General features: G+C 40.5%; 18 protein-coding genes. 9 read left to right on the plus strand and 9 right to left on the minus strand.

Annotated features, from left to right (window positions below):
- Positions 1-126 precede the first annotated feature (126 nt).
- On the minus strand, positions 127-1962 hold the full coding sequence (gene typA / locus EAH57_RS02480; protein WP_121928687.1) for a translational GTPase TypA: 1836 nt from the start codon (positions 1960-1962) through the stop codon (positions 127-129).
- Positions 1963-2139: 177 nt separating this feature from the next.
- Between typA and EAH57_RS02485 the strand changes: the two genes are divergently transcribed.
- The 5 genes from EAH57_RS02485 to EAH57_RS15915 all read left to right on the plus strand — a co-directional run bounded on the left by EAH57_RS02485 (position 2140) and on the right by EAH57_RS15915 (position 7673).
- The gene (locus EAH57_RS02485; protein WP_121928688.1) at positions 2140-3498 is read left to right on the plus strand and encodes a uracil-xanthine permease family protein; all 1359 of its coding nucleotides are present in this window, start codon (positions 2140-2142) and stop codon (positions 3496-3498) included.
- Positions 3499-3559: 61 nt separating this feature from the next.
- The gene (locus EAH57_RS02490) at positions 3560-4585 is read left to right on the plus strand and encodes a methyltransferase (RefSeq protein ID WP_121928689.1); all 1026 of its coding nucleotides are present in this window, start codon (positions 3560-3562) and stop codon (positions 4583-4585) included.
- Between the two features lie 9 nt (positions 4586-4594).
- The gene (locus EAH57_RS02495) at positions 4595-6052 is read left to right on the plus strand and encodes an amino acid permease (RefSeq protein WP_121928690.1); all 1458 of its coding nucleotides are present in this window, start codon (positions 4595-4597) and stop codon (positions 6050-6052) included.
- 252 nt (positions 6053-6304) lie between these two features.
- Entirely contained in the window at positions 6305-7510 is a 1206-nt protein-coding gene (locus EAH57_RS02500; protein ID WP_121928691.1) for an RtcB family protein, read from the plus strand.
- Positions 7511-7514: 4 nt separating this feature from the next.
- The gene (locus EAH57_RS15915) at positions 7515-7673 is read left to right on the plus strand and encodes a hypothetical protein (RefSeq protein WP_171407346.1); all 159 of its coding nucleotides are present in this window, start codon (positions 7515-7517) and stop codon (positions 7671-7673) included.
- A gap of 120 nt (positions 7674-7793) precedes the next feature.
- Here EAH57_RS15915 and omp38 read toward each other — a convergent pair whose 3' ends face one another.
- A complete protein-coding gene (omp38, locus tag EAH57_RS02505; protein ID WP_121928692.1) occupies positions 7794-8843 on the minus strand; it encodes an outer membrane protein Omp38 in 1050 nt (349 codons plus the stop codon).
- Between the two features lie 391 nt (positions 8844-9234).
- On the opposite strand from omp38, the gene EAH57_RS02510 reads away from it, so the two are divergent.
- The 3 genes from EAH57_RS02510 to EAH57_RS02520 all read left to right on the plus strand — a co-directional run bounded on the left by EAH57_RS02510 (position 9235) and on the right by EAH57_RS02520 (position 11640).
- On the plus strand, positions 9235-9747 hold the full coding sequence (locus EAH57_RS02510) for a GspH/FimT family pseudopilin (protein ID WP_171407347.1): 513 nt from the start codon (positions 9235-9237) through the stop codon (positions 9745-9747).
- A gap of 130 nt (positions 9748-9877) precedes the next feature.
- Positions 9878-11053 carry a thiolase family protein gene (locus EAH57_RS02515; RefSeq protein ID WP_121928694.1) on the plus strand — a complete coding sequence of 392 codons (1176 nt, stop codon included), beginning with the start codon at positions 9878-9880 and terminating at the stop codon, positions 11051-11053.
- Positions 11054-11190: 137 nt separating this feature from the next.
- Positions 11191-11640, plus strand: a complete 450-nt coding sequence (locus EAH57_RS02520) for a VOC family protein (RefSeq protein ID WP_121928695.1) — start codon at positions 11191-11193, stop codon at positions 11638-11640.
- 53 nt (positions 11641-11693) lie between these two features.
- Here the strand turns inward: EAH57_RS02520 and EAH57_RS02525 are convergent, their stop codons facing one another.
- The 6 genes from EAH57_RS02525 to EAH57_RS02550 all read right to left on the minus strand — a co-directional run bounded on the left by EAH57_RS02525 (position 11694) and on the right by EAH57_RS02550 (position 20629).
- Positions 11694-13115 (minus strand): hypothetical protein, encoded by a 1422-nt coding sequence (locus EAH57_RS02525; protein WP_228200029.1) that lies wholly within the window; start codon positions 13113-13115, stop codon positions 11694-11696.
- A gap of 188 nt (positions 13116-13303) precedes the next feature.
- Positions 13304-13789 carry a DUF934 domain-containing protein gene (locus EAH57_RS02530; RefSeq protein ID WP_121928696.1) on the minus strand — a complete coding sequence of 162 codons (486 nt, stop codon included), beginning with the start codon at positions 13787-13789 and terminating at the stop codon, positions 13304-13306.
- A complete protein-coding gene (locus EAH57_RS02535) occupies positions 13782-15425 on the minus strand; it encodes a nitrite/sulfite reductase (protein WP_121928697.1) in 1644 nt (547 codons plus the stop codon). Before EAH57_RS02535 ends, EAH57_RS02530 begins: the two co-directional genes overlap by 8 nt.
- Before the next feature lie 170 nt (positions 15426-15595).
- Positions 15596-18001 carry a glucose/quinate/shikimate family membrane-bound PQQ-dependent dehydrogenase gene (locus tag EAH57_RS02540; protein WP_121928771.1) on the minus strand — a complete coding sequence of 802 codons (2406 nt, stop codon included), beginning with the start codon at positions 17999-18001 and terminating at the stop codon, positions 15596-15598.
- Positions 18002-18145: 144 nt separating this feature from the next.
- Positions 18146-19366, minus strand: a complete 1221-nt coding sequence (locus tag EAH57_RS02545; protein ID WP_171407362.1) for a carbohydrate porin — start codon at positions 19364-19366, stop codon at positions 18146-18148.
- Between the two features lie 144 nt (positions 19367-19510).
- Positions 19511-20629: a CaiB/BaiF CoA transferase family protein gene (locus tag EAH57_RS02550; RefSeq protein WP_121928699.1), complete on the minus strand. Its 1119-nt coding sequence runs from the start codon at positions 20627-20629 to the stop codon at positions 19511-19513.
- 213 nt (positions 20630-20842) lie between these two features.
- Here EAH57_RS02550 and EAH57_RS02555 point away from each other — a divergent pair, with 213 nt between their 5' ends.
- Positions 20843-21856 carry an AraC family transcriptional regulator gene (locus EAH57_RS02555; protein ID WP_004669483.1) on the plus strand — a complete coding sequence of 338 codons (1014 nt, stop codon included), beginning with the start codon at positions 20843-20845 and terminating at the stop codon, positions 21854-21856.
- An 87-nt stretch (positions 21857-21943) separates the two neighbouring features.
- Here EAH57_RS02555 and EAH57_RS02560 read toward each other — a convergent pair whose 3' ends face one another.
- Positions 21944-22489, minus strand: coding sequence for a shikimate kinase (locus EAH57_RS02560; protein ID WP_121928700.1), 546 nt, complete (start codon positions 22487-22489; stop codon positions 21944-21946).
- Positions 22490-22554 lie beyond the last annotated feature (65 nt).

Consider the following 22554-nt stretch of genomic DNA (forward strand, 5'->3'; position numbering starts at 1 on the left):
CACACTTTAACAACATATTTTATTTTAATAAAAAGATGAATTTAAGCACGATCGTTGTTTTATTTTTTGCAATAAAAAAACCGCTAAAATAAATTTAGCGGTTTTTCACTTTTCAATTAAGAAAAATTATTTACCACGGTTACGCTTACGTTCACCTTCAGTAAGATAACGTTTACGAATACGAATAGATTTAGGTGTTACTTCGACTAATTCATCATCTTCAATGAATTCAAGTGCCTGTTCAAGCGTGAATTCAATTGCAGGAACTAACGTTAACGCTTCGTCTGTACCAGATGCACGTACGTTGGTTAACTGTTTCGCTTTAGTCGGGTTAACAGCCATGTCGTCAGAACGTGAGTTAATACCTACGATCATACCTTCATAGACTTCTAACTGTGGTTTAGCGAATAAACGACCACGATCTTGCAATGTGAACAATGCATAGCCCAAGCATACGCCTTGAACCATAGAAACTAGAACACCGTTTTGACGTTGTGCAACAGTACCTTGTTTTGCAGGGCCATAATGCGAGAAGCTTGACGTCATGATACCCGTACCAGAAGTCATTGTTAGGTATTCTGAACGGAAACCAATCAAACCGCGTGAAGGAACAGTTGCCTCAATACGCATACGACCTTTGCCGTCAACTTCCATATTGGTCATTTCGCCTTTACGGAAACCCATTTGTTCCATAACGAAACCTTGATGCTGTTCTTCAACGTCAAATGTCACGTTTTCGAATGGCTCTTGTTTCACACCATCGATTTCTTTCATGATCACTTGTGGACGTGATACGCCCATTTCAAAGCCTTCACGACGCATATTTTCAATCAATACTGAAAGATGAAGCTCACCACGACCAGACACTTTAAAACGGTCTGGACTATCAGTATCTTCTACACGAAGTGCAACGTTATGAATCAATTCACGATCAAGACGCTCACGAATGTTACGTGATGTTACAAACTTACCTTCTTTACCAGCAAACGGTGAGTTGTTTACTTGGAATGTCATCGAAACAGTCGGTTCATCGACAGACAATGGCGGTAAAGCTTCAACAGCTTTCGGATCACAAATGGTGTCAGAAATATTAAGTGCATCGATACCAGTTACACAAACGATGTCACCAGCGTTTGCTTCGGTAATATCAACACGTTCTAAACCATGGTAACCCATAATTTTTAAGATACGACCATTACGCGTCTTACCTTCTTTATCAATTACAGTTACTTGTGTGTTCAATTTAACTGAACCACGTTGAATACGACCAACACCGATTACACCAACAAAACTGTTATAGTCAAGTGAAGAAATCTGCATTTGGAATGGACCATCAACATCTACTGCTGGTGGCTCAACGATATCTACAACGGTTTGGAACAATGGCGTCATATCGTCAGCAAGTTCTTCAGGTGAAGGACCAGCAACACCACGAAGACCTGATGCATAAACGATTGGGAAGTCTAACTGTTCGTCAGAACCACCAAGGTTATCAAATAAATCAAAAACTTGATCAATAACCCAGTCACAACGTGCGCTTGGCTTGTCAACTTTGTTGATAATCACGATTGGCTTCAAACCACGCGCAAAGGCTTTTTGTGTCACAAAACGAGTTTGTGGCATTGGACCTTCTTGTGCATCAACCAAAAGTAATACGCAATCGACCATCGACAAAACACGTTCTACTTCTCCACCGAAATCGGCGTGTCCCGGGGTATCAACGATGTTGATGCGGTACTCGGTGTTTGTGCGTGCATCTAACCATTTGATTGCAGTATTTTTTGCAAGAATGGTAATACCACGTTCAGACTCAAGCGCGTTAGAATCCATAACACGTTCAATCTCGCCTGCGCGATCACCAAGAGCACCTGATTGTTGTAAAAGTTTGTCTACAAGAGTCGTTTTACCATGATCGACGTGCGCAATAATGGCAATGTTACGGAGAGTTTTAATATCTGACATGTATAATTCAATACGCTTTAAATTTGAGGGCAAATTATACAGAAAAATATTACGCTTTAGTAGTGACAGTTTATTGACAGACAACTTTTTTTCTGACGAATTGCAATCGAATCGTTGGTAAAACAGTCCAACTCTATTAGAATATTCCACTAATGCTTATCGCTTTTTTATGCTCCCATGTCGAAACCCCTACCTCAGCAACAGCTCGATCTTGTTTACGGGCTGAATGATCGCCCGAAACCTTTTGTTGCATTTTTAGCCGCCTTGCAACATCTTTTAGCCATTTTAGTCCCGATTATTACTCCTGGATTACTGATCTGTCTCGCACTTGGTGTCTCTCGTGAAGACACCAATATGATTTTATCAATGTCTCTTATCATTTCAGGCATTGCGACTTTTTTACAGTGTAAAAAAGTAGGACCTTTCGGTGCGGGATTATTAATTGTTCAGGGGACAAGTTTTAATTTTATTGGTCCTATTATCGGTATTGGTAGTGCAATGGTCGCTGCTGGCACGCCTGTTGAACAAGTGATGGCTGCCATTTTCGGAGTTGTGATTGCAGGTTCATTTATTGAAATGGGCGTTTCACGTATTTTACCTTGGGTCAAAAAACTAATTACACCCTTGGTCACAGGTATCGTGGTGCTCCTGATTGGTTTGACTCTGATCAAAGAGGGTTTGATTAGCATGGGTGGTGGTTATACCGCAATGCAGAATCAAACTTTTGCCAATGCTGATAATTTAATTATGTCATGTACCGTACTTGGCATCATTATTTTGCTGAATCGTATTCGTATTATTTGGGTGAAAAGTTCAGCAATTTTGATCGCATTGGTGATCGGTTATATTCTTGCAGGATTTATGGGGCATTTAGATTTTTCTGTTTTAAATGATGCACCGCTTGTGCAAGTTCCTACCCCTATGCATTTTGGTTTAAGCTTTTCTTGGAGCTTATTTATTCCAATGGCATTTATCTATTTAGTCACTTCACTTGAAGCGATTGGTGATGTCACTGCAACCAGTAAAATTTCAAATCAATCTGTTGATGGCCCGATTTGGATGCAACGAATTAAAGGTGGCGTACTGGTCAATGGTGCAAATTCATTTTTAGCAGGTATCTTCAATACCTTCCCAAGTTCAGTCTTTGCCCAAAATAACGGGGTAATTCAGCTCACAGGTGTAGCCAGTCGCTATGTCGGTCTTTGGATTGCTGCCCTGCTGGTGATTTTAGGTCTATTCCCTGCTGTTTCGGCTGTGATCCAAGCAGTTCCTCAAGCCGTTTTAGGCGGCGCTGTGATGGTCATGTTCGGTGCTGTGGCGGCTTCTGGCATCAACATCCTGTCAGGGATTCATTTGGATCGTCGTGCACTATTGATCATTTCAATTTCTCTAGCCTTGGGTCTAGGGGTTGCACAAGTTCCACAGATTCTTGAACACTTACCTGAATTATTTAAAAATATTTTTAGCTCTGGTGTCGCAACAGGCGGTATTGCCGCGTTAATTTTAAATATTGTTTTACCTGAAACGCATAAATAATCATCCAACCACAACAAATACCCAGTTTCACGACTGGGTTTTGTTTTGATGAGAGATCAATATGGATCCACGTAGTGAAGTCGTCTTACGTCAACAAGATTATTTAAATGGGCATATCTTATTGATTAATGCCCCGAATGATCAACTCGCCAAAGAACTACCCAGCCAAGCACAAGCCTCTGTATGGACTTGGAACTTTGCTGAGCATCAAGGCTTTTTAAATGCTGGAATTTCATCACATTTCTCAGTTGAATTTCCTCAAGCTGTCTTTGAACAAGTCATTATTTTTGTGCCTAAATCAAAGGAATTGTTGAACTATATTTTGCATGTGGTGGTGAGCCATTTAGAGCAAGGTCAGCACGTTTTTCTCGTTGGTGAGAAAAAAGGTGGGGTTGAACGTGCAGCAAAACAATTACAACAGTATGGCCAAACACAGAAATTGGATAGTGCCCGTCACTGTCAACTTTGGCACATGAAAATTGAAAAAACTGAACAATTGAAACCGTTAGATCACTGGTTAAAAACCTATACCGTGCAAGTGAATCAAGATCGTTTAGAAGTTTGCGCGCTGCCTGGTGTGTTTAGCCAAGATCATTTGGATATTGGAACGGCCGTATTAGTCCCTTACCTCGATCAAGTAAAATCAGGTAAGATTGCCGACTTTGGCTGCGGTGCTGGGATTATTAGTGCGTATTTGGCCAAACTAAATCCACAGCAACAAATTTTTGCGCTTGATATTGATGCATTTGCATTGCGATCAACTGAGATGACTTTTCAGCGAAATGGGCTGAATTTAGATCAGTTACACCTTCAGCCTGTAACGGGCTTTGGTGATGCACCCAAAGATTTGGCTGCGATTGTTAGCAATCCACCTTTTCATCAGGGAATTCATACCGATTACGATGCCAGTGAAACGCTATGCAAGCTTGCAAAATCACACCTAAAACGTTCAGGTGAATTGTGGATCGTCGCAAATCGTTTTTTGAATTATCAGCCGCTTATTGAACAAAGCTTTGGTCAATGTGTCATCAAAACTGACCAACAAGGATTCAAGGTGCTGTATGCCAGTGCGAAATATAAAGTTTAAGGAATTTTTATGAGCGAGACATCTGCTCCCCAACACCTTCAGCGTAAGCTCGGCGCTCGCCACCTCAATATGATTGCCATTGGTGGATCAATTGGTACTGGCTTATTCCTTGCTTCAGGCTCTACCATTGCAAATGCTGGCCCTGGTGGTGCATTGCTGGCTTATGCTCTGATTGGTCTGATGATTTATTTCTTGATGACCAGTTTAGGCGAATTGGCAACACACACCCCAACATCAGGTGCATTTTTCACTTATGGTAGTCGTTATGTTGAGCATGGCTTTGGTTTCGCCTTAGGTTGGAATTACTGGTATAACTGGGCCATTACCGTTGCTTTCGAACTCGTCGCTGTACAGTTCATCATGAAATTTTGGTTCCCAGATCTTCCTGGTTTTTACTGGAGTGCGATTTTCCTTGCGATTATTTTTGGGATCAACTCGTTAACCGTCAAAGGCTTTGGTGAGAGCGAGTTCTGGTTCTCCATGATCAAAGTGATTGCAATCATCGTATTTATTATCATTGGTATTGCTATGATTGTTAAAATAATGCTCACGCCAAATGTTTCCGCTTTCTCCAATTGGACCTATCAAGACGCGCCCTTTGTCGGTGGTCTGCAAGCCATGATTGGTGTAGCAATGATTGCGGGATTCTCTTTCCAAGGTACAGAAATGGTCGGGGTCGCTGCGGGTGAATCAAAAGATCCGAAGAAAACCATTCCTTTGGCAATCAAACAGATTTTTTGGCGTATCCTGTTATTCTATATTCTATGTATTTTCATCATTGGTACACTGGTCAGCTACGATGATCCAATGCTATTAAAAGCTGCCGCAAGTGAAGATATTGCCTTATCACCTTTCACCTTACTGTATGAAAAAGCAGGCTTTGCTTTTGCAGCCAGTTTGATGAATGCGGTCATTCTGAGTGCGATTTTGTCTGCAGGTAACTCAGGCATGTATTCTTCGACCCGTATGTTATGGAATATGGCATGTGAAGGTCGTGCCCCTAAACTTTTCTCCAAACTGGATCGTCGTGGCGTACCAATGAATGCGCTGTATGCGACAACTGCTGTTGCTGCACTTTGTTTCTTGACAACCTTTATGGGCGAAAAGCAAGTCTTTAACTGGTTGCTCAATATGTCAGGTATGTGTGGCTTTATTGTCTGGTTAGGGATTGCAATTTCACACTATCGTTTTCGTAAAGGATATATTTTACAAGGCTACAAGCTGGAAGACCTCGCCTATCGCGCCAAGTTCTTTCCATTTGCGCCGTGGTTTGCATTTATTCTTTGCTCAATCATCATCCTCGGTCAAAATTATGAAGCTGTTCTGGGTGGAAAAATTGATTGGCTTGGAATTTTATCCACCTATATCAGTATTCCCCTATTTTTGGCAATCTGGCTCGGTTATAAGTGGAAACACAAGAGCAAGTTGATCGCTTATAAAGACATGAACGTGAAAGCGGGTGAATAAAAAATTCATTTATACTTGACCAAAATCTAAATATGAGTAGAATCTCTGCTCATATTTTCAACGGCACAATTATATAGGAGGACGACACATGCCATTACAACTAGGAAACACATTGTAAGATTTGGCACTGTCACCTCACGGACAAGTGGCACATCTTCATGATCACTTGTCCGAATGTCTATTTAAACCTAGCATTCGCTAGGTTTTTTTATGCCTATTCGGACAAACATTTAAATTGACCGAGATAAAAAAATGGGCATACAAAAAATACTGAATGCTGATGCTCTATATGGCGTTCCAGTGAAAATCTTCACTGACGACATTGATAGTGAAAGCATTGACCAACTGAAAAAAATGGCACAACTGCAATTTGTGTATTCACATATTGCCGTCATGCCAGATGTACATGTCGGTAAAGGCGCGACTGTGGGCAGTGTAATTCCAACCAAGCACGCCATTATTCCTGCGGCAGTCGGAGTGGATATTGGCTGCGGTATGAATGCGATTCGACTCAACTTGAAAGCATCCCAACTTCCAGACAATCTTGCACCCTTACGACATGCGATTGAACGAAAAGTTCCTGTCGGTTTTGAGTTACACAAACAAATCAAAGCCAAAGCGTCTAGTATTATTCCCTTAGAAAAACGCTTACAGCCTATTATCAAAAAACATCCAGGCTTGGTGCGGATGTTAAGAAAGTTTGACGCGACGTGGCAGAAACAACTCGGTACTTTAGGTGGAGGTAATCACTTTATTGAACTGTGCTTAGATGAAAATCAGGACGTCTGGGTAATGTTACATTCTGGAAGCCGAGGTTTAGGTAATGTGATTGGCACATACTTTATTGAACTGGCGAAGAAAGAAGCTCAGCATCGTTTTGGTCATGTTCCAGACAAAGATTTGAGTTACTTTGCCGAAGGTTCCAATAGCTTTGATGACTATGTAGAAGCTGTGCAATGGGCGCAAGAATACGCTTATGAAAATCGTCGCGAAATGATGCGATTGATTTTAGAAGCAATTCGTCCGCTTCTACCACCCTTTCAAATGACAAAGGAAGCGATTAATTGCCACCACAACTACGTCAGTCGGGAAAATCACTTTGGTGAAGATCTATTCATTACTCGAAAAGGTGCAATTCGAGCAGGTTTAGATGAATTAGGCATTATCCCTGGTTCGATGGGAGCACGCTCTTATATTGTCAAAGGCAAGGCCAATCCTGAATCATTCTGTTCATGTTCCCATGGTGCTGGACGAAAAATGAGTCGCAATAAAGCGAAGTTACTGTTTAGCCAACAGGACCTTATTCAACAAACCCAAGGCATTGAATGCCGTAAAGATGCGGGAGTGATTGATGAAATCCCAAGCGCATATAAAGATATTGATCAAGTGATGGCAAACCAATCAGCACTGATCGAAATCGTGCATACACTTAAACAAATTCTATGTATCAAAGGATAACCAAATGAAATTAAAAGAGATGCCAAAAATCAAAGTTCGCAATCCAGTGGCTTTATCCCCTTTACTTACAAAAGGAGGGATTCACGAAACAGAAAAGCCACGCGCACAACATCGTCGTGATCGTCAACAAGTGAAACAACAGTTGAATAAAGGTGTTTGGTAGACACATTTTTTGATCAAATGACTAAAACTGAGGAGAAATAAAATGAATATTTACAGCGTATTGATAATAAAAAAAAGCGACTCAAATGAGTCGCTTTTTTATAATTTCAATGACTTGAAATTATTGACCTGGTTGAACTAAAACAGTACGGCTACCAGAAATCGCAGCGAATACGCGACGGTTCATAGCACGACCTTCTTTAGTTTTGTTGTCAGCAATCGGTTGATCCCAAGCGAAACCTTGAGTAGACAAACGAGATGCATCAACGTTGTATTCATTTACAAGTGATGATTTAACAGAGTTAGCACGAGCCAATGATAAACGTTCGTTTAATGCACGTGGACCGGTGTTATCTGTGTGACCTTCAATACGAGCTGTCGCATTCGGGTACTCAGCTAATTTCTCTGCTACTTTAGCAATTTCAGACTTGTATTGTGGCTTGATGTCTGATTTGTTTGTATCAAAGAATACACGAAGTTCCATGTTAAGATCTTCAGTCAACTCTTGTGGCTGTGGAGCAACTGGAGTTGGTTCAACTGGAGCAACTTCTACGACTGGCGCAGCAGGCTTCAAGTGACCACCAAGAACTACGTTCAAACCAGCAAGTGCTGTATAGTTCCAGAAGTCTTCATCGATGTTATAAGTACCACGAGCTTCAGTACGAAGAGATAAAGCATCGTTCAAGCGCCAGAAAGCACCGATACCAGCATTACCCAAAGTACCTTCTTCTTTCATACCACGTCCAACACGACCAATCTCAGCTTCATTAGCGTCAGTGAACGAATATTTATAATGACCAGCACCTAATAAAACATAAGGTTTGATTTTGCTGTCATAGTTTTTAGTGATCAAATCAGAAGTAACATAGAAGTTACCGTTGATTTGTTGTTGCTTATATTCAGCGTTAGCAGCAGCGCTATCTACGTCGCCTTTAACTTGGTTATATTCAACTTCAAAACCTAACCAAGGTGTTAATTCCACACCGATAGCAGCACCAACGAATAAATCGTCTTGTAATTCACCGCTAGTAGTTAAATGATCACCACCATTGTTGTGTTTAGTGTCTTGGAATGTGTAACCAAGCAATAATGGAGTAATTGTTACGCCCGCATTAGCAGCAGCTAAGGGAGCAGCAACAAGCATAGCAAGTGCGATACGACTCAATTTCATGGATATCCTCCAGAGATAACAATTGTTTGTTGTTCAAGCTCAGCCTATGATTTTTGGCCCCTGAGAACAAGGTATGTTCTACAGTATTTTTTTTAAGCTATTCACTTCACTTTGAATCATACAAACACTTGATGAATTTTCCAAGTGCTTGATAACCTTAACCTCGTAAATTATTGACAAATTTTCTTACAATTTCCGTTGTAGTTCAGTAATTTTTAATTCAAAGCGATAGCGAGAATAGCTTATTGTTCACTGTCTTTAATTTTAGCAGTCTTTGCAGTACGAAGTAATCATTAGTTTGTCTAACATACTAAACTTAACCGAATAAATACAGCCGTTACTTAACACTTTGTTAATAAAAAAATTACAGAAATATTATATGGGTCAAACAATGTTTAAAATTTTAGGTCTCACAATCAGTGAATTAATTACCTGTATCGCAATTTTTGCAATTTTAGTGTGTCTCAGTCTACCCCATTTTAATGACTTAATGATGTCAAATGAAGCCATTCAACTCAAAAGAACACTCACAATTCATATACAAAAATCAAAATCTGATGCACAAACCTATCGAAGAAATGTGACGCTGTGCGCAAGTCAAGATTTATTGACCTGTGATCAGGATTGGAATAAAGGATTTATAAGCTTCATTGATACAAATAACAATCGACAACGTGATCCCAGTGAGCCCCTCCTCTATGCCACACCGCTCAACTATAAATATGGAAGCTTAGACTGGAGAGGTACACTAAGAATCAATTCGATTACTTTCCAAGGCGATAGTGGGTTACCGAGAGGTTCAAATGGCAGTTTCTTTTATTGTGCAAATTCACCCAAATATCATACGCGAATAAAATTAAGCCAAATGGGTCAAATTACCCCTGAACCTCTAGCCACTTGCTAAGAACTGTTCAGTCTAGCTTAAGCGATGTAAAACACTTTCTTCATTGCTTTTTTTTACTATACTGCATAGGTTTTGAACATTCTCTGCAAACGAATTATTTGCTACAAACTATAAAGTCTGGAGACACATAATGACTGACATCGTAATTGTCAACGGCGCTCGTACAGCAATGGGCGGCTTCCAAGGTGCATTATCAAGCGCAACTGCACCTGAATTAGGTGCAATCACAATTAAAGAAGCGATTGCTCGCTCAGGCCTACAACCCACTGATGTAGAAGAAGTCATCATGGGCTGTGTTTTACCTGCAGGCTTAAAACAAGGTCCTGCTCGCCAAGCAATGCGTAAAGCGGGTCTGCCAGACTCTACAGGTGCAGTAACCATTAATAAGCTGTGTGGTTCTGGCATGAAAGCGGTTATGCAAGCAGCCGATATGATTAAAGCTGGCAGTGCGGAAATCGTGGTTGCAGGTGGTATGGAATCAATGACCAATGCACCGTATGTTTTACCGAAAGCGCGTGCGGGTTATCGCATGGGACATGGTGAAATTAAAGATCACATGTTCTTAGATGGTTTAGAAGACGCTGAAACTGGTCGTTTGATGGGTTCATTTGCGCAAGATATGGCAAACAAACGCAGTTATACACGTGAGCAAATGGATGACTTTGCCATCCGTTCATTGAAGCGTGCACAAAAAGCCATTACTGAAGGCTATTTCAAAGACGAAATCGTTGCAGTCACCGTATCGAGCCGCAAAGGTGATGTTGTGGTTGATCAAGATGAACAACCATTAAATGCAAAAATTGATAAAATTCCAAGTTTAAAGCCTGCTTTTGCAAAAGATGGAACGATCACAGCAGCAAATGCCAGCTCAATTTCTGATGGCGCATCTGCTTTAGTATTAACATCAAGTGATGTTGCCGCTCAGCGTGGTTTACAACCTTTAGCAAAAATTGTAGCAACGGCTTCAAACTCTCAACATCCATCTGAATTTACCATTGCGCCAGTTGGAGCAATCGAAAAAGTCTTGAAAAAGGCAGGTTGGGATGCACAAGAAGTTGACCTTTGGGAAATCAATGAAGCGTTTGCGATGGTCACCATGTGCCCAATCGATGATTTCAAACTCGACGCAGAAAAAGTAAATATCAATGGTGGTGCATGTGCACTTGGTCACCCTGTAGGTTCTACAGGTTCGCGTATCATGCTGACACTGATCTATGCGCTTAAACGCACTGGCGGTAAGAAAGGTGTTGCGGCACTGTGTATCGGTGGTGGTGAAGCAACGGCTGTAGCGATCGAATTGATCTAAGCTCTAAGCGATTCAATAAAAAAGATCCTGCTTAATGCAGGATCTTTTATTTTCAGAATTACAAAATAATAATCAACCAATCGTTAAATTCCCGCTATGTTATGCATTGTATAAAAAAACAACAGTGGAGCTATCCCATGCAACTGAATCATTATTTAAATTTTCAAGGACAAACCGAACAAGCATTTAACTTTTACAAATCAGTTTTTGGTGGTGAATTTGCAATGATCAGCCGCTATGGTGACTTACCACCGGAAGAAGGTGTGACGTTCACCGAAGAAGAAAAAAACTCCATTCTCCATGTCTCTTTACCGATCAATGACTTCACGGTACTTATGGCTTCAGATACAAATGATCAATTTTGTGCCCCAAACAGTGTATTTACGCAAGGGAATAATCACTATATATCCATCAATTTAGATGCTGATGAAATGGATGAAGCTAAACGTTTATTTGATGCACTTTCTGTCAATGGCCAAATTGAAATGCCGCTAGAACAGACCTTTTGGGGCGCACTGTATGGTGCTTTTACCGATCAATTTGGCGTGAAATGGATGGTGAACTGTCAACTTGACTCAACCATTTAAGGCTTCCCAAACTTTTGATGCAATATGCCCCATATTGCATCATTTTTCTTTGATCAACTTAAATATTTCTCTAGTACTTTCTTTACGCCCATTTCTTCAAAAATTTCAGGGTACTTTTGCACAAAGAGCGGCAGATGTTGTTTCATCTCACCTTTCTGTCCCACTGTCCATCTTGGCGGATAGGTTTCATAGTGCAAAAACTGTAAACGGCATTTGACTTCATAATCAAAGTTCTGCTGTTCTCGTTCACTTTGTATATATGGTTCTTGTGTCACAAACCAGTAAACCTGATCCCATAAATCATAATTTTGGGTCAAACTTAACCTTTGCTCAAGTGATATATTCTCTTTAAGCAATTGAATATATTGTACTAAATCATCTAAAGTGGGTTGCGTTCCACTATATATTTTTGCTTTAAAAAACTGATAGGGCAATAACTTTTGTTGAGTTGATTGTAAATAGGATAGATATTGATCAAACTGAATAAACTTCTGTTTGACTGCATATAAAACCAAAGCATTGGTAATTTGTTGAGTTTCAATTTTTGAAATGATCTTAAAAAATTGGGCTTGATCCCCTTTAAATAAGATCCATTGATAGGCTCGAATTTTTGCCTGTTGCGAGTTAAGCAACTCAATTGGATGCTGATTAAAATATTCTTGAAAATCAAATTTCTGTTGTCTAAGTACAAAATAAGCATAATCCATCACGGATAAAAAACGACTATGCCATAGTTCAATCACATCTTCAGAATTCAGAATTTGTCGTTGATATAGAACATCAAATAAATGATATTTCACCTCTCTAAATTTGCTGTGTTTTAATTCAAAAACTAACGTTTGCTCCGATTCATTTTTAATAATATGAGCTAACCAAAATTTGCGCACCAGTTGATCTTTGGCATTTTTGCATAACTCAAGTAACTGTTGTGATTCAATCCATTGATATCTTTTAATATAAGCCAACAATACTCTAGGCAACTGACCTTGTTCAGAAATTAATATGCGCTGTAAATACTCTTGATTTTTTGCGACTTCATTAAGTAACAAATTTTCAATGTCAGGAACAGTGCGCACCCGTTGTTGTACTGCTGCAATCTCTAAAAAATAACTGAGACACAGTTGAGAAAATTCAGGATGTTGACTCCAACGCTGAATATGTTGTGCCGCTAAGTTTCGATTGATTTCCACATAATCACTTAAACGAAAGAGTAAAGCAGGAAATAATGTTTGGTCATAGCAATCCTTTAAATGCTCTAATGTACGTTGTCGTGTGTAACCATCATAAGATCGCAATGACCATAGCAACTCATCTAAACTCTTTGTTATAAATGGAATTTCTACAATTTTTGGTGTAGGCATACTTGCTATGCATATTTGCTCATCCAATGCTTGGCGTTCTGCCAATATTTCTGCTGTATCTCGATAAGGTTCAGGATACCCAAATATCTTTTTAAGGAATTTAAACATTTTCATTCTGATTCAAGTGTTATATTTTTTATAACAAACTCTAAAATCGCTGTCACCCTTGCTTGCATAAAAAACCACATTTAAATATTGAATAACCCCTATTCAACCCAGTCAAATCAATAATTGCTATATGGAAAATCCCCATCCATAAAAAAAGCTGAACCGTAGTTCAGCTTTTTTATTTTTCAGACGACTTATGCACCAGTCTGATAACTTGCTTGTGGTACAGCCGTCGAAGCTTGATAAGGATTGGTAAAATCTTGAAGCCCAGCTGCTGCTTCATGAATATCTTTACCCTCTTTCACCACAAAGGTATCAAATCCAGAGCGTTTTAAATAATTTAAAACATCCTTAAAGATATCGCCCACCGCACGTAATTCACCTTGGTAACCTTGACGACGCAATAACGCAGCAAATGAATAACCACGACCATCGTTAAAGCCAGCAAACTCAATGAAAATGGCATCAAAGTCATTTAATGGAAATTGATGCGTTTCAGGAGAATCATTCACGGTCAAATAAAGTGCTTTTTTACCTTGCACATTTTCCAAATGATCGATTTGCGCAGTTGTTACAACCACATCACCTTGAGGAATCACACCATCTTCAGTGATGACTTGATAAGTATTGTCGGCAATCGTGCCATCTTTAGAAAGCACTTGTAGCATTGTATTAAGCATAAGCACGCTCCTTAAATGGTTGAATCCCAACACGGCGATAGGTATCGATAAAACGCTCACCTTCTGTACGTAGATCAAGATAAGTATTCAAAATCTCTTCAATCACATCAGGTACAACGTCAGCAGCGAATGATGGTCCTAAAATATCACCAATCGATGCATCATGATCCGCATGCCCACCTAAAGTGATTTGATAGAATTCTGCACCTTTTTTATCGACACCGAGGATTCCGATATTACCGACATGGTGATGACCACAGGCATTCATACAGCCCGAAATATTCAGATCCAACTCACCTAAATTATAGACAGTATCTAGGTCTTCAAAACGGCGTGTGATTGCTTCTGAAATTGGAATCGATTTGGCATTAGCCAATGAACAAAAATCACCACCCGGACAGCAAATAATGTCCGTAATAAAACCAATATGCGCACGCGCCATATCGTTTTGGTCAAGTGTTTGCCACAATTGGAATAAATCTTTTTGGGGAACATCGACCAGTGAAATATTCTGTTCGTGTGTGGTACGGAACTCACCAAAAGTATACTTATCCGCTAAATCTGCGATTAAGTTCATTTCTTCAGAAGTCACATCACCTGGTGCAACACCTGCCCGTTTCAAAGAAATCGTCACGATACGATAACCTTTAACCTTATGAGCATTGGTGTTGACGTTAAACCATTGTTTGAATTTTGGATACTCAGCAAACAATGCAGTAAAATCTTGGTCTTCTAAATCTTGATAATCAAATGGCGTGAATTCTTGATCTAACTTTTTCAAGATTTCAGGTTGAATCTTTAATGCGTCACGGGTGTGTTCAAATTCAGCTTCAACTTTTTGTGCAAATACTTCAGGCGTTAATGCTTTAACTAAAATTTTAATACGCGCTTTGTATTTGTTATCACGTCGACCATGTAAGTTGTAGACACGTAAGGTTGCCTCTAAATAAGCAATCAAATCTTCACGTGGTAAAAATTCACGAATGACATTACCAATAATTGGTGTACGACCTAAACCACCACCAACCATGATTTTATAACCCATTTCGCCAGCTTCATTATGTACCAGATAAATACCAATATCGTGGAATGCAGTTGCCGCGCGATCTTTTTCTTCTAAAGCAGAAACAGCGATCTTGAATTTACGAGGTAAAAAGGCAAACTCAGGATGGAAAGTACTCCACTGGCGAATTAATTCACAGGTCGGACGTGGATCAGCTACCTCACCTGCAACCACACCTGCAAATTGGTCAGTTGTGGTATTACGGATACAGTTACCAGAGGTTTGAACAGCATGCATTTGCACAGTTGCAAGTTCAGCAAGAATATCAGGCACATTTTCTAATGCAGGCCAGTTCAACTGGATATTTTGACGTGTTGATACGTGAGCATAACCACGATCATATTCAGTCGCAATTTCTGCAAGTTTACGTAACTGTTTAGAATTCATTAAGCCATACGGCACAGCGATACGCAGCATTGGCGCATAGCGTTGCACATATAAACCATTTTGCAAACGTAATGGACGGTACTCATCTTCAGTCAATTTTCCCGCTAAATAGCGTTCTGTTTGATCACGGAACTGAGCAACACGTTGATTAATCAATTGTTGATCGAAATCAGTATATAAATACATGGCGTACGGCTAGTAAATTCATGATAAAGGCGACTAGCATAACCAGCTTTCCTTCATCAACAAAATGCTTTTTTTGCATATTTAATAACTGTTTTATTGATAAGCCTATATCACGACTCAAAAAAAAGCCCAGATGAATCTGGGCTTTCCTACATTATTTCTGAAAGAAGTTATTTTTTCTCTGGCAATGCGTACGCAACGAGGTAATCACCCATTTTTGTACCAAATGAACCATGTCCACCAGCCATAATCACCACGTATTGTTTGCCATTAATTTCATAAGTCATTGGTGTTGCTTGTCCACCCGCAGGTAAACGCGCTTCCCATAACTTATCACCATTACTGACATTAAATGCGCGAATGTAATTATCTTGTGTCGCTGCAACGAACATCACATTACCCGCAGTCGACATTGGACCGCCTAGTCCCGGTACACCAATTTTTACAGGTGGTAATTGGAATAACGTTGGCAAACTATCACGAATCGTACCGATACGTTTCTTCCAAACCACATCATGGGTCTTCAGGTCGACACCAGCGACAAAGCCCCAAGCTGGTTGCTTACATGGCAAACCAAATGGTGAGAGGAACGGGCTAATATCAACACCATATGGTGTGCCATACATTGGTTGCACACCATGCTCTGTACCTGCACCACGTGCAACTGCTTGACGATTTGGGTCTGCTGGTATTAAACGACTGACAAATGGCAAGCCAATTGGATTCATGACTGCAACCTGACGATCTGCATTCACAGACATACCGCCCCACTCAAATACACCCAAGTTACCTGGGAAAACTAGAGTGCCGTTTTCAGAAGGCGGCGTATAAATACCTTCGTAATTCAGACGTTTAAATTTCACACGACACATTAACTGGTCAAACATCGTGGCACCCCACATGTCTTTATCTGTTAATTTGTCTTTCGGTGCTAAATTAAAGTCAGAGAATGGCTGAGTTTTTGAGTAGAACTCACCCTTGGTTTGTGGACCCCATTTCACCGTTTGCGGTACTGGTTTCTCATTAATTGGAACAATCGCTTCACCAGTACGACGGTCTAAAACAAAGGCATTCCCTGTTTTAGTCAAGACATAAATCGCAGGCACGGTTTGACCAGATTTATCTTGAATATCAGCAAGTGAAGGTTGCGACGGTACATCCATATCCCACAAATCATGATGTGTGGTTTGGAAATGCCAGACCAACTTACCTGTGGTTGCGTTAATTGCTAACATTGAGTTGGCATAACGCTCTTTTAACTCAGTACGATCTCCGCCCCAAATATCAGGCGTACCCACACCTGTCGGTACATAAACGATATCGAGTTTTGCATCATAGGCAAGTGGTGCCCATGCATTCGGAGAGTTATGAACAAAAGTTCCACCCTCACCTGGCAAGGCATTTGGATTTTCGGCACCCGTATCAAATGCCCACTGCAATTTGCCTGTATTTACATCATAACCACGAATGACACCAGACGGTTCCTTATTCGAGTGATTATCTGTCACAGAGCCTGCGATCACGACAGTTGTACCTGATACAACTCCCGGTGAAGTCGGGTTATATCCACCCGGATAGGCAAAAGGCATAAAGGCTTGTAAATCGACTTCACCATTATCACCAAAGTCAGAACATGCTTTACCTGTATCTGCATTGACCGCAACTAAACGACCATCATTCACAGGAACAAAGACTTTACGCGGACATTCGGTCGAGCTTGATTTTTTAGCCTGTAAGCTTGTTGCAAACTTGGTGGTATTATCCGCATCGTAGTACATCACACCACGACAGGTTAAGTGTTGGAAGGTTTTATCCGATCTCAATTTTGGATCAAAGCGCCATTTTTCTTGACCTGTAGCAGGATCAATCGCAATTAAATGCTGATGTGGCGTACACATAAACAGATTATTACCAATTTTGATCGGTGTAACCTGATTGGTGGTTTCACCTGAATCATTTTCGGTTCTAAAATCACCTGTGCGGAAAGTCCAAGCAACTTTCAAATCTTTGACATTTTGATCATTAATCTGTGCAAGTGGAGAATAACGCTCACCACCTTGACTACGACCATACGCTGGCCAATCTTCAGGCGCAATCCCTTCAATCGCTTTTGCTTGTTCAGGTTGAGGCGTTTCGATCACACCATTGATTTCTTGTGGATCATTAAAGATCGAATACACCATCACCACAATAGCAATCGCCAAAGTAGAGGATAACGCGACTTTACTTGAGGTGAGGTTATCAATTCCTCGCGTTACCGCAGGAACTAAAAGCCACAAGCCTAATATACCTAATATATCTAGACGTGGTGCCAGTGCCCAAAAGTCCGTACCAACTTCCCAGACACCCCATATCACACTACCTAACATCAAAGCTGCATACACCCATAAAGGTCCTGATGCGCGCTTATACAGTTGCACCGCTACAATGAGTAGCAGCGCCCCTGCGATAATATAATAAAAAGACCCGCCAATTGCTGCGAGCCATATACCGCCAACCAGCAAGAACAACGCAATGAGGGCAATGATAATTACCGTCAATGTTCTAAGCCCCGATTTTGAAGCAGATTGATTCATACGATCACCTTGCATCTTTTGTATTTTGAGGTCCATCAACAAGACAATCAATCTTGTGAATGGTCGAGTTCAAATCACAACGAAAAACCTTGCAGATCTCACCCAATCAATGAATCAAATCTGCAAAATTTTTCGAATGTAGAATTAGAAAATAGTTTGGAACTTAATACCGCCAACCCAAGTTTTATCGCCATTCTTCAATGCACCCACATGATGTACATATTGAATATTTGGTCGAATGGTCAGCCAGTTAGTCGCATGAATGCCGTAATACAATTCAGTGTTGTATTCTTCATTCAATAAACTATTGTTTTTGTCATTTGCATGAATACGCGCAACACCCAGAGCAAGTTCATCTTGGGGACGTTGATCAAGTAAACCTTTATAAATCAAACCGACATTTTGCATGTCTTTGACAGAGTTGGTTTTAGAATCATGCACCGTGACATTGACGAAACCTGTTAGACCACGATCAGATTGGCCATCATGACGGGTTAACTGTTGTTTCGCAGTAAACCAACCACCCTGCTTATGTGAGGTTCGCGTTGGATTCGCAATTTCTTCTGCATCCGCGGTACTGTAGTAATAGCCAAAACGGTACTCACCTGCTAAAGCAAGCGCACCTAACTTTGGTGTCCAAACAAGTTCTGCGGGAATAATCGCGCCATGTGAGCCATCAGTACTTAAGTTGAAACCCTTGCCGCGCTGTAAGTTTTCAGGGTTATATTCATATGCCCCAATTTGCGCATAAAGATCAGGCTGTAAATTGTATTTCACACGCAATGCCCACTGACTCACTGGCCAGTTATACCATTGGTCGCCAACCCAGTTACCGACTTGTGAACCACATAGCGCTAAGTTTTGGAAATCACAATCAAAACTGTTGAAATCCGCACCTTCACCAAAACGACCAACCTTAATATCCAGCGCTTGATCTAAAAATTTCTTTTTGATCCACAATTCAGTTAAGCGCCAAGTTTGACCACGTCCCCAGACTTCTTGTGCAGAACTTAAGTGTCCTTGCAAACCATCTGCAGTTTGTGACAAAGACTGACCATCACGATAAGTTAAAGTGAGTTGTGCTTCGGTATCTTCCCAACCTAAAATTTTATTTAGATCAAGATGTGTACCTAAGGCAAGTTGACCAGTATATTCACTACCATGACTAGAATGCTGTTTGGAGTCTAAAATTCCCGCGAATTCACCCGTGTAATCTGCAGAAAACTGATAACCCTGTTCTTGTAACGCCGTGCGTTGACCGTTCCAATCACCAAACATCCACTGGCCATTTGGATCAAATGCTGCGGCTGCTTGAGTAGATTGTGTGAAAAGACTCAATGATAGAACGGATAAACAAGAAACAATCAAAGATTTAGAGATTGTCATGTTTACGTAACCTTTTATGTTATTGTCTATAAAAGGTTACTCCGATTTTTAAATAACAATTTATTCAAAATGTTAACAATCTGTACAATATTTTAACAATCAGTGATTAAATGCACATATTTTCTACCATTTACCTTCACCCAAGCCCTGACCAATAAAAGCGTACTGCATTTTTGAACGTGAAAATTGAATCGGACAGCCCAATTGAGGCTCTGTCTGTTCAGCATTTTCAGCCACTGGAACATCTACCACCCAGCCGCGTTGTTGAGCAATTGGCGATACCAATGCCTCATCAAGACTCAATACAGGTTCTACGCAAATATCTAAGGCCTGAAATAGTGACTGCCAAACTGCGAAGTCTTGAGTTTTAAACTTTTGCTGCAACGCTTGTTTAACCGCGTTGCGATCGTCTGGATCGAATGATGTGCCTTTTGCCAAAAGTAATGGCAACTCTAAAGCAGCAGCTAAACCAGCCATGAATTGGGGTTCTAAACTACCAACTGAGAAATAACGACCATCTTTGGTTTCATAATAGTCATAGAAACTCGCACCGTTTAACATTCCTGCTTCAGGTGCTTGTGGTGTTTTCCCAGCAAGACTGGCTGAAGCCGCCATACTGTTTAGACTCGCCACACAATCGGTCATGGAAATATCAATATATTGTCCCATACCACTGCGTTGGCGCTCTACAACTGCGGCTAAGATTCCAATCACCGCATGTAAAGAACCACCTGCAACATCAGCAATTTGAATCCCCAGTGGCGGAGGTCCACTGTCTTGACGTCCACTATGACCCGAAATCCCAGCCAAAGCTAAATAGTTAATATCATGCCCCGCTCGATCCCTATACCCTCCCGTTTGACCATAGCCCGTAATCGAACAATAAATTAAACGTGGATTTATCTCTGCCAAGGTTTCATAATCCAGACCTAGACGGCGCATTACATCAGGACGGAACTGCTCAAGCACAATATCAAACTCAGAAATTTTATTTTTGATCAGTTCAATATTTGCCGCATCTTTCAAATCTAGTGCAATCGACTGCTTATTTCGGTTGAGATAACTGTGTGCAGTGGCTTGACCATTGGCATAGGGTGGCATAATCCTCACAAGATCTGGACGCGTTGGAGATTCAACATGGATCACTTCTGCACCCATGTCTGCTAGATACATACTGGCAAATGGACCCGGTAATAATGTGGAAAAATCGAGGACTTTCAATCCCTTTAGTGCAGATGGCATAATAATTTTTACTCAATTTGTTCAAATTTTCTTTTATACTAGGTGTGGATAAACACAAAAACAATGTCATGTTCAGCCATTTACCTTGATAGTTTCGGCAATTTAACATGTACGCATTAGGCAATTATTTTTATTGTCAATTGCCCAATTTGATATTTTAGACGGTTATTTAGGTCAATTATCGTGAATAGTAAAGAAACTGAAGGATTCAATATGAGCCGTGATACGATCAGCATCCACTTCGTGAATGCGGCTTTAACAGGTGTAAAACGCCTAGGCATGGACGTTGAAACATTACTTTCACATGTCGGTATAGAGGCTGAACTGCTGCGACAACCCAAAGCACGGATCTCCCCAGAGCAATACACTCGCTTTGTCAAAATGTTATGGATGGTCACCCAAGACGAGCATGTTGGTTTCGATGTTCAACCACGTCGTTTGGGTACATTTGCCATCATGTGCCAATTAATAATTCACTCGAAGACACTTGGACAAGCACTTGAACTTTCATCACAGTTCTACAAACTGTTTGGGGATGAATGGTCAGTAAGCTTAGAACGCGATAAACATGAAGCGCGTTTGGTTCCACATATTCCAAAAGCATTAGACCCAGATCATTTCATCACTGAAAGTATGCTGATGATTTGGCATGGACTTGCCTCATGGTTGATTGAACGTCGTTTACCCTTAGAACGTGTTCATTTTGGTTATGAACGTCCAAATCATGCCGACGAATATGATGCGCTGTTTTTTGCGCCTGTGATGCAATTTGATGCGCCACGTACCGAAATTACTTTTGCCGCAGATTATCTTGATTTACCGATTCGTCAAGATGACAAAAGTTTAGAAGAATTCTTGAAAGCTGCGCCAGCTCAGTTATTGGTAAAATTCAAAAACACCAACTCGCTGACATCACGTATTCGTGATGTGCTAAAAAGCCAAATCGGCGAGGAAATGCCGACACTCAATGATGTTGCGTCAATGTTGTATTTATCTCCACAAACCTTGCGTCGTCGTTTAGCAGCCGAAGGTAAGAGCTATCAAGGTGTGAAAGATGCATTACGTCGTGATGCTGCGATTCACTTATTATTGACACCGAATCTCACCCTTGAAGATGTTGCTCAACAGGTCGGCTTTAGTGAAACCAGTACTTTCCACCGTGCCTTTAAGAAATGGACAGGTGTCACGCCGGGTTTATATCGCCAGTTACATGGACATCATTCTTAATCAATTTTATAGATAGCCTGAGAATATTCAGGCTATTTATTCTTCTGCGATTAACCACTGCTCTATCCTTTTTGGATAAATAAGATGTCATTCCGACATATCCATAATCTGCTGTAAAAATACTGCCGCCTGCTTAGGTGAAGTTAAACGAATAAATCGAATATGCTGATATTTGGGATTTTGCATCATGGCTAAATATCTGTGTTTATTTTGCGGATATTTCTGAAACATCCAAAGAAAGATTGATTGTTTAGAGAACATCATTTTCCAACTTTCTTTATTATTAGAATTTTCCCATAGCGGTTTCCGACTCAGAGCACGCCACAAAGTTCGTTTCGTTAATCGATATAAATTTATAGAAAATGAATAGTCGAGCCAAATGACGGTATCAACCTCAGACCAAATCATATCGATACTACGCGTATAAAGATTATCAATTACCCAACCTGTTGATGCTGCGTCCATGCTCGATTTAAGCTTGCAAAAAAATGCATCATTTGGCGATTCCTGCCAATCGTCTAACCAAAGTAAATTATCAAGTTCGATATATTGCAATTGTCGTTTTTGTGCCAGTTTCCGAGCAAGCGTAGACTTACCTGAACCTGTTGTACCAATAATATTAATGAATTTCATCAAGATAATTATGTTGAATTATGGCTGTCTATTTTACTGAACAATTCACTTGCTAGACAATCAAG

This window comes from Acinetobacter sp. 2JN-4 (genome assembly GCF_003687745.1).
GTDB classification, from domain to species: Bacteria; Pseudomonadota; Gammaproteobacteria; order Pseudomonadales; family Moraxellaceae; genus Acinetobacter; species Acinetobacter halotolerans.

Coding starts and splice junctions, on each gene's coding strand:
- EAH57_RS02520 (WP_121928695.1), top strand. CDS start 11,191: ATGCAACTGAATCATTATTTAAATTTTCAAGGACAAACCGAACAAGCA.
- EAH57_RS02530 (WP_121928696.1), bottom strand. CDS start 13,789: ATGCTTAATACAATGCTACAAGTGCTTTCTAAAGATGGCACGATTGCC.
- EAH57_RS15915 (WP_171407346.1), top strand. CDS start 7,515: ATGAAATTAAAAGAGATGCCAAAAATCAAAGTTCGCAATCCAGTGGCT.
- omp38 (WP_121928692.1), bottom strand. CDS start 8,843: ATGAAATTGAGTCGTATCGCACTTGCTATGCTTGTTGCTGCTCCCTTA.
- EAH57_RS02510 (WP_171407347.1), top strand. CDS start 9,235: ATGTTTAAAATTTTAGGTCTCACAATCAGTGAATTAATTACCTGTATC.
- EAH57_RS02560 (WP_121928700.1), bottom strand. CDS start 22,489: ATGAAATTCATTAATATTATTGGTACAACAGGTTCAGGTAAGTCTACG.
- EAH57_RS02490 (WP_121928689.1), top strand. CDS start 3,560: ATGGATCCACGTAGTGAAGTCGTCTTACGTCAACAAGATTATTTAAAT.
- EAH57_RS02555 (WP_004669483.1), top strand. CDS start 20,843: ATGAGCCGTGATACGATCAGCATCCACTTCGTGAATGCGGCTTTAACA.
- EAH57_RS02500 (WP_121928691.1), top strand. CDS start 6,305: ATGGGCATACAAAAAATACTGAATGCTGATGCTCTATATGGCGTTCCA.
- typA (WP_121928687.1), bottom strand. CDS start 1,962: ATGTCAGATATTAAAACTCTCCGTAACATTGCCATTATTGCGCACGTC.
- EAH57_RS02485 (WP_121928688.1), top strand. CDS start 2,140: ATGTCGAAACCCCTACCTCAGCAACAGCTCGATCTTGTTTACGGGCTG.
- EAH57_RS02495 (WP_121928690.1), top strand. CDS start 4,595: ATGAGCGAGACATCTGCTCCCCAACACCTTCAGCGTAAGCTCGGCGCT.
- EAH57_RS02515 (WP_121928694.1), top strand. CDS start 9,878: ATGACTGACATCGTAATTGTCAACGGCGCTCGTACAGCAATGGGCGGC.
- EAH57_RS02540 (WP_121928771.1), bottom strand. CDS start 18,001: ATGAATCAATCTGCTTCAAAATCGGGGCTTAGAACATTGACGGTAATT.
- EAH57_RS02525 (WP_228200029.1), bottom strand. CDS start 13,115: ATGAAAATGTTTAAATTCCTTAAAAAGATATTTGGGTATCCTGAACCT.
- EAH57_RS02550 (WP_121928699.1), bottom strand. CDS start 20,629: ATGCCATCTGCACTAAAGGGATTGAAAGTCCTCGATTTTTCCACATTA.
- EAH57_RS02535 (WP_121928697.1), bottom strand. CDS start 15,425: ATGTATTTATATACTGATTTCGATCAACAATTGATTAATCAACGTGTT.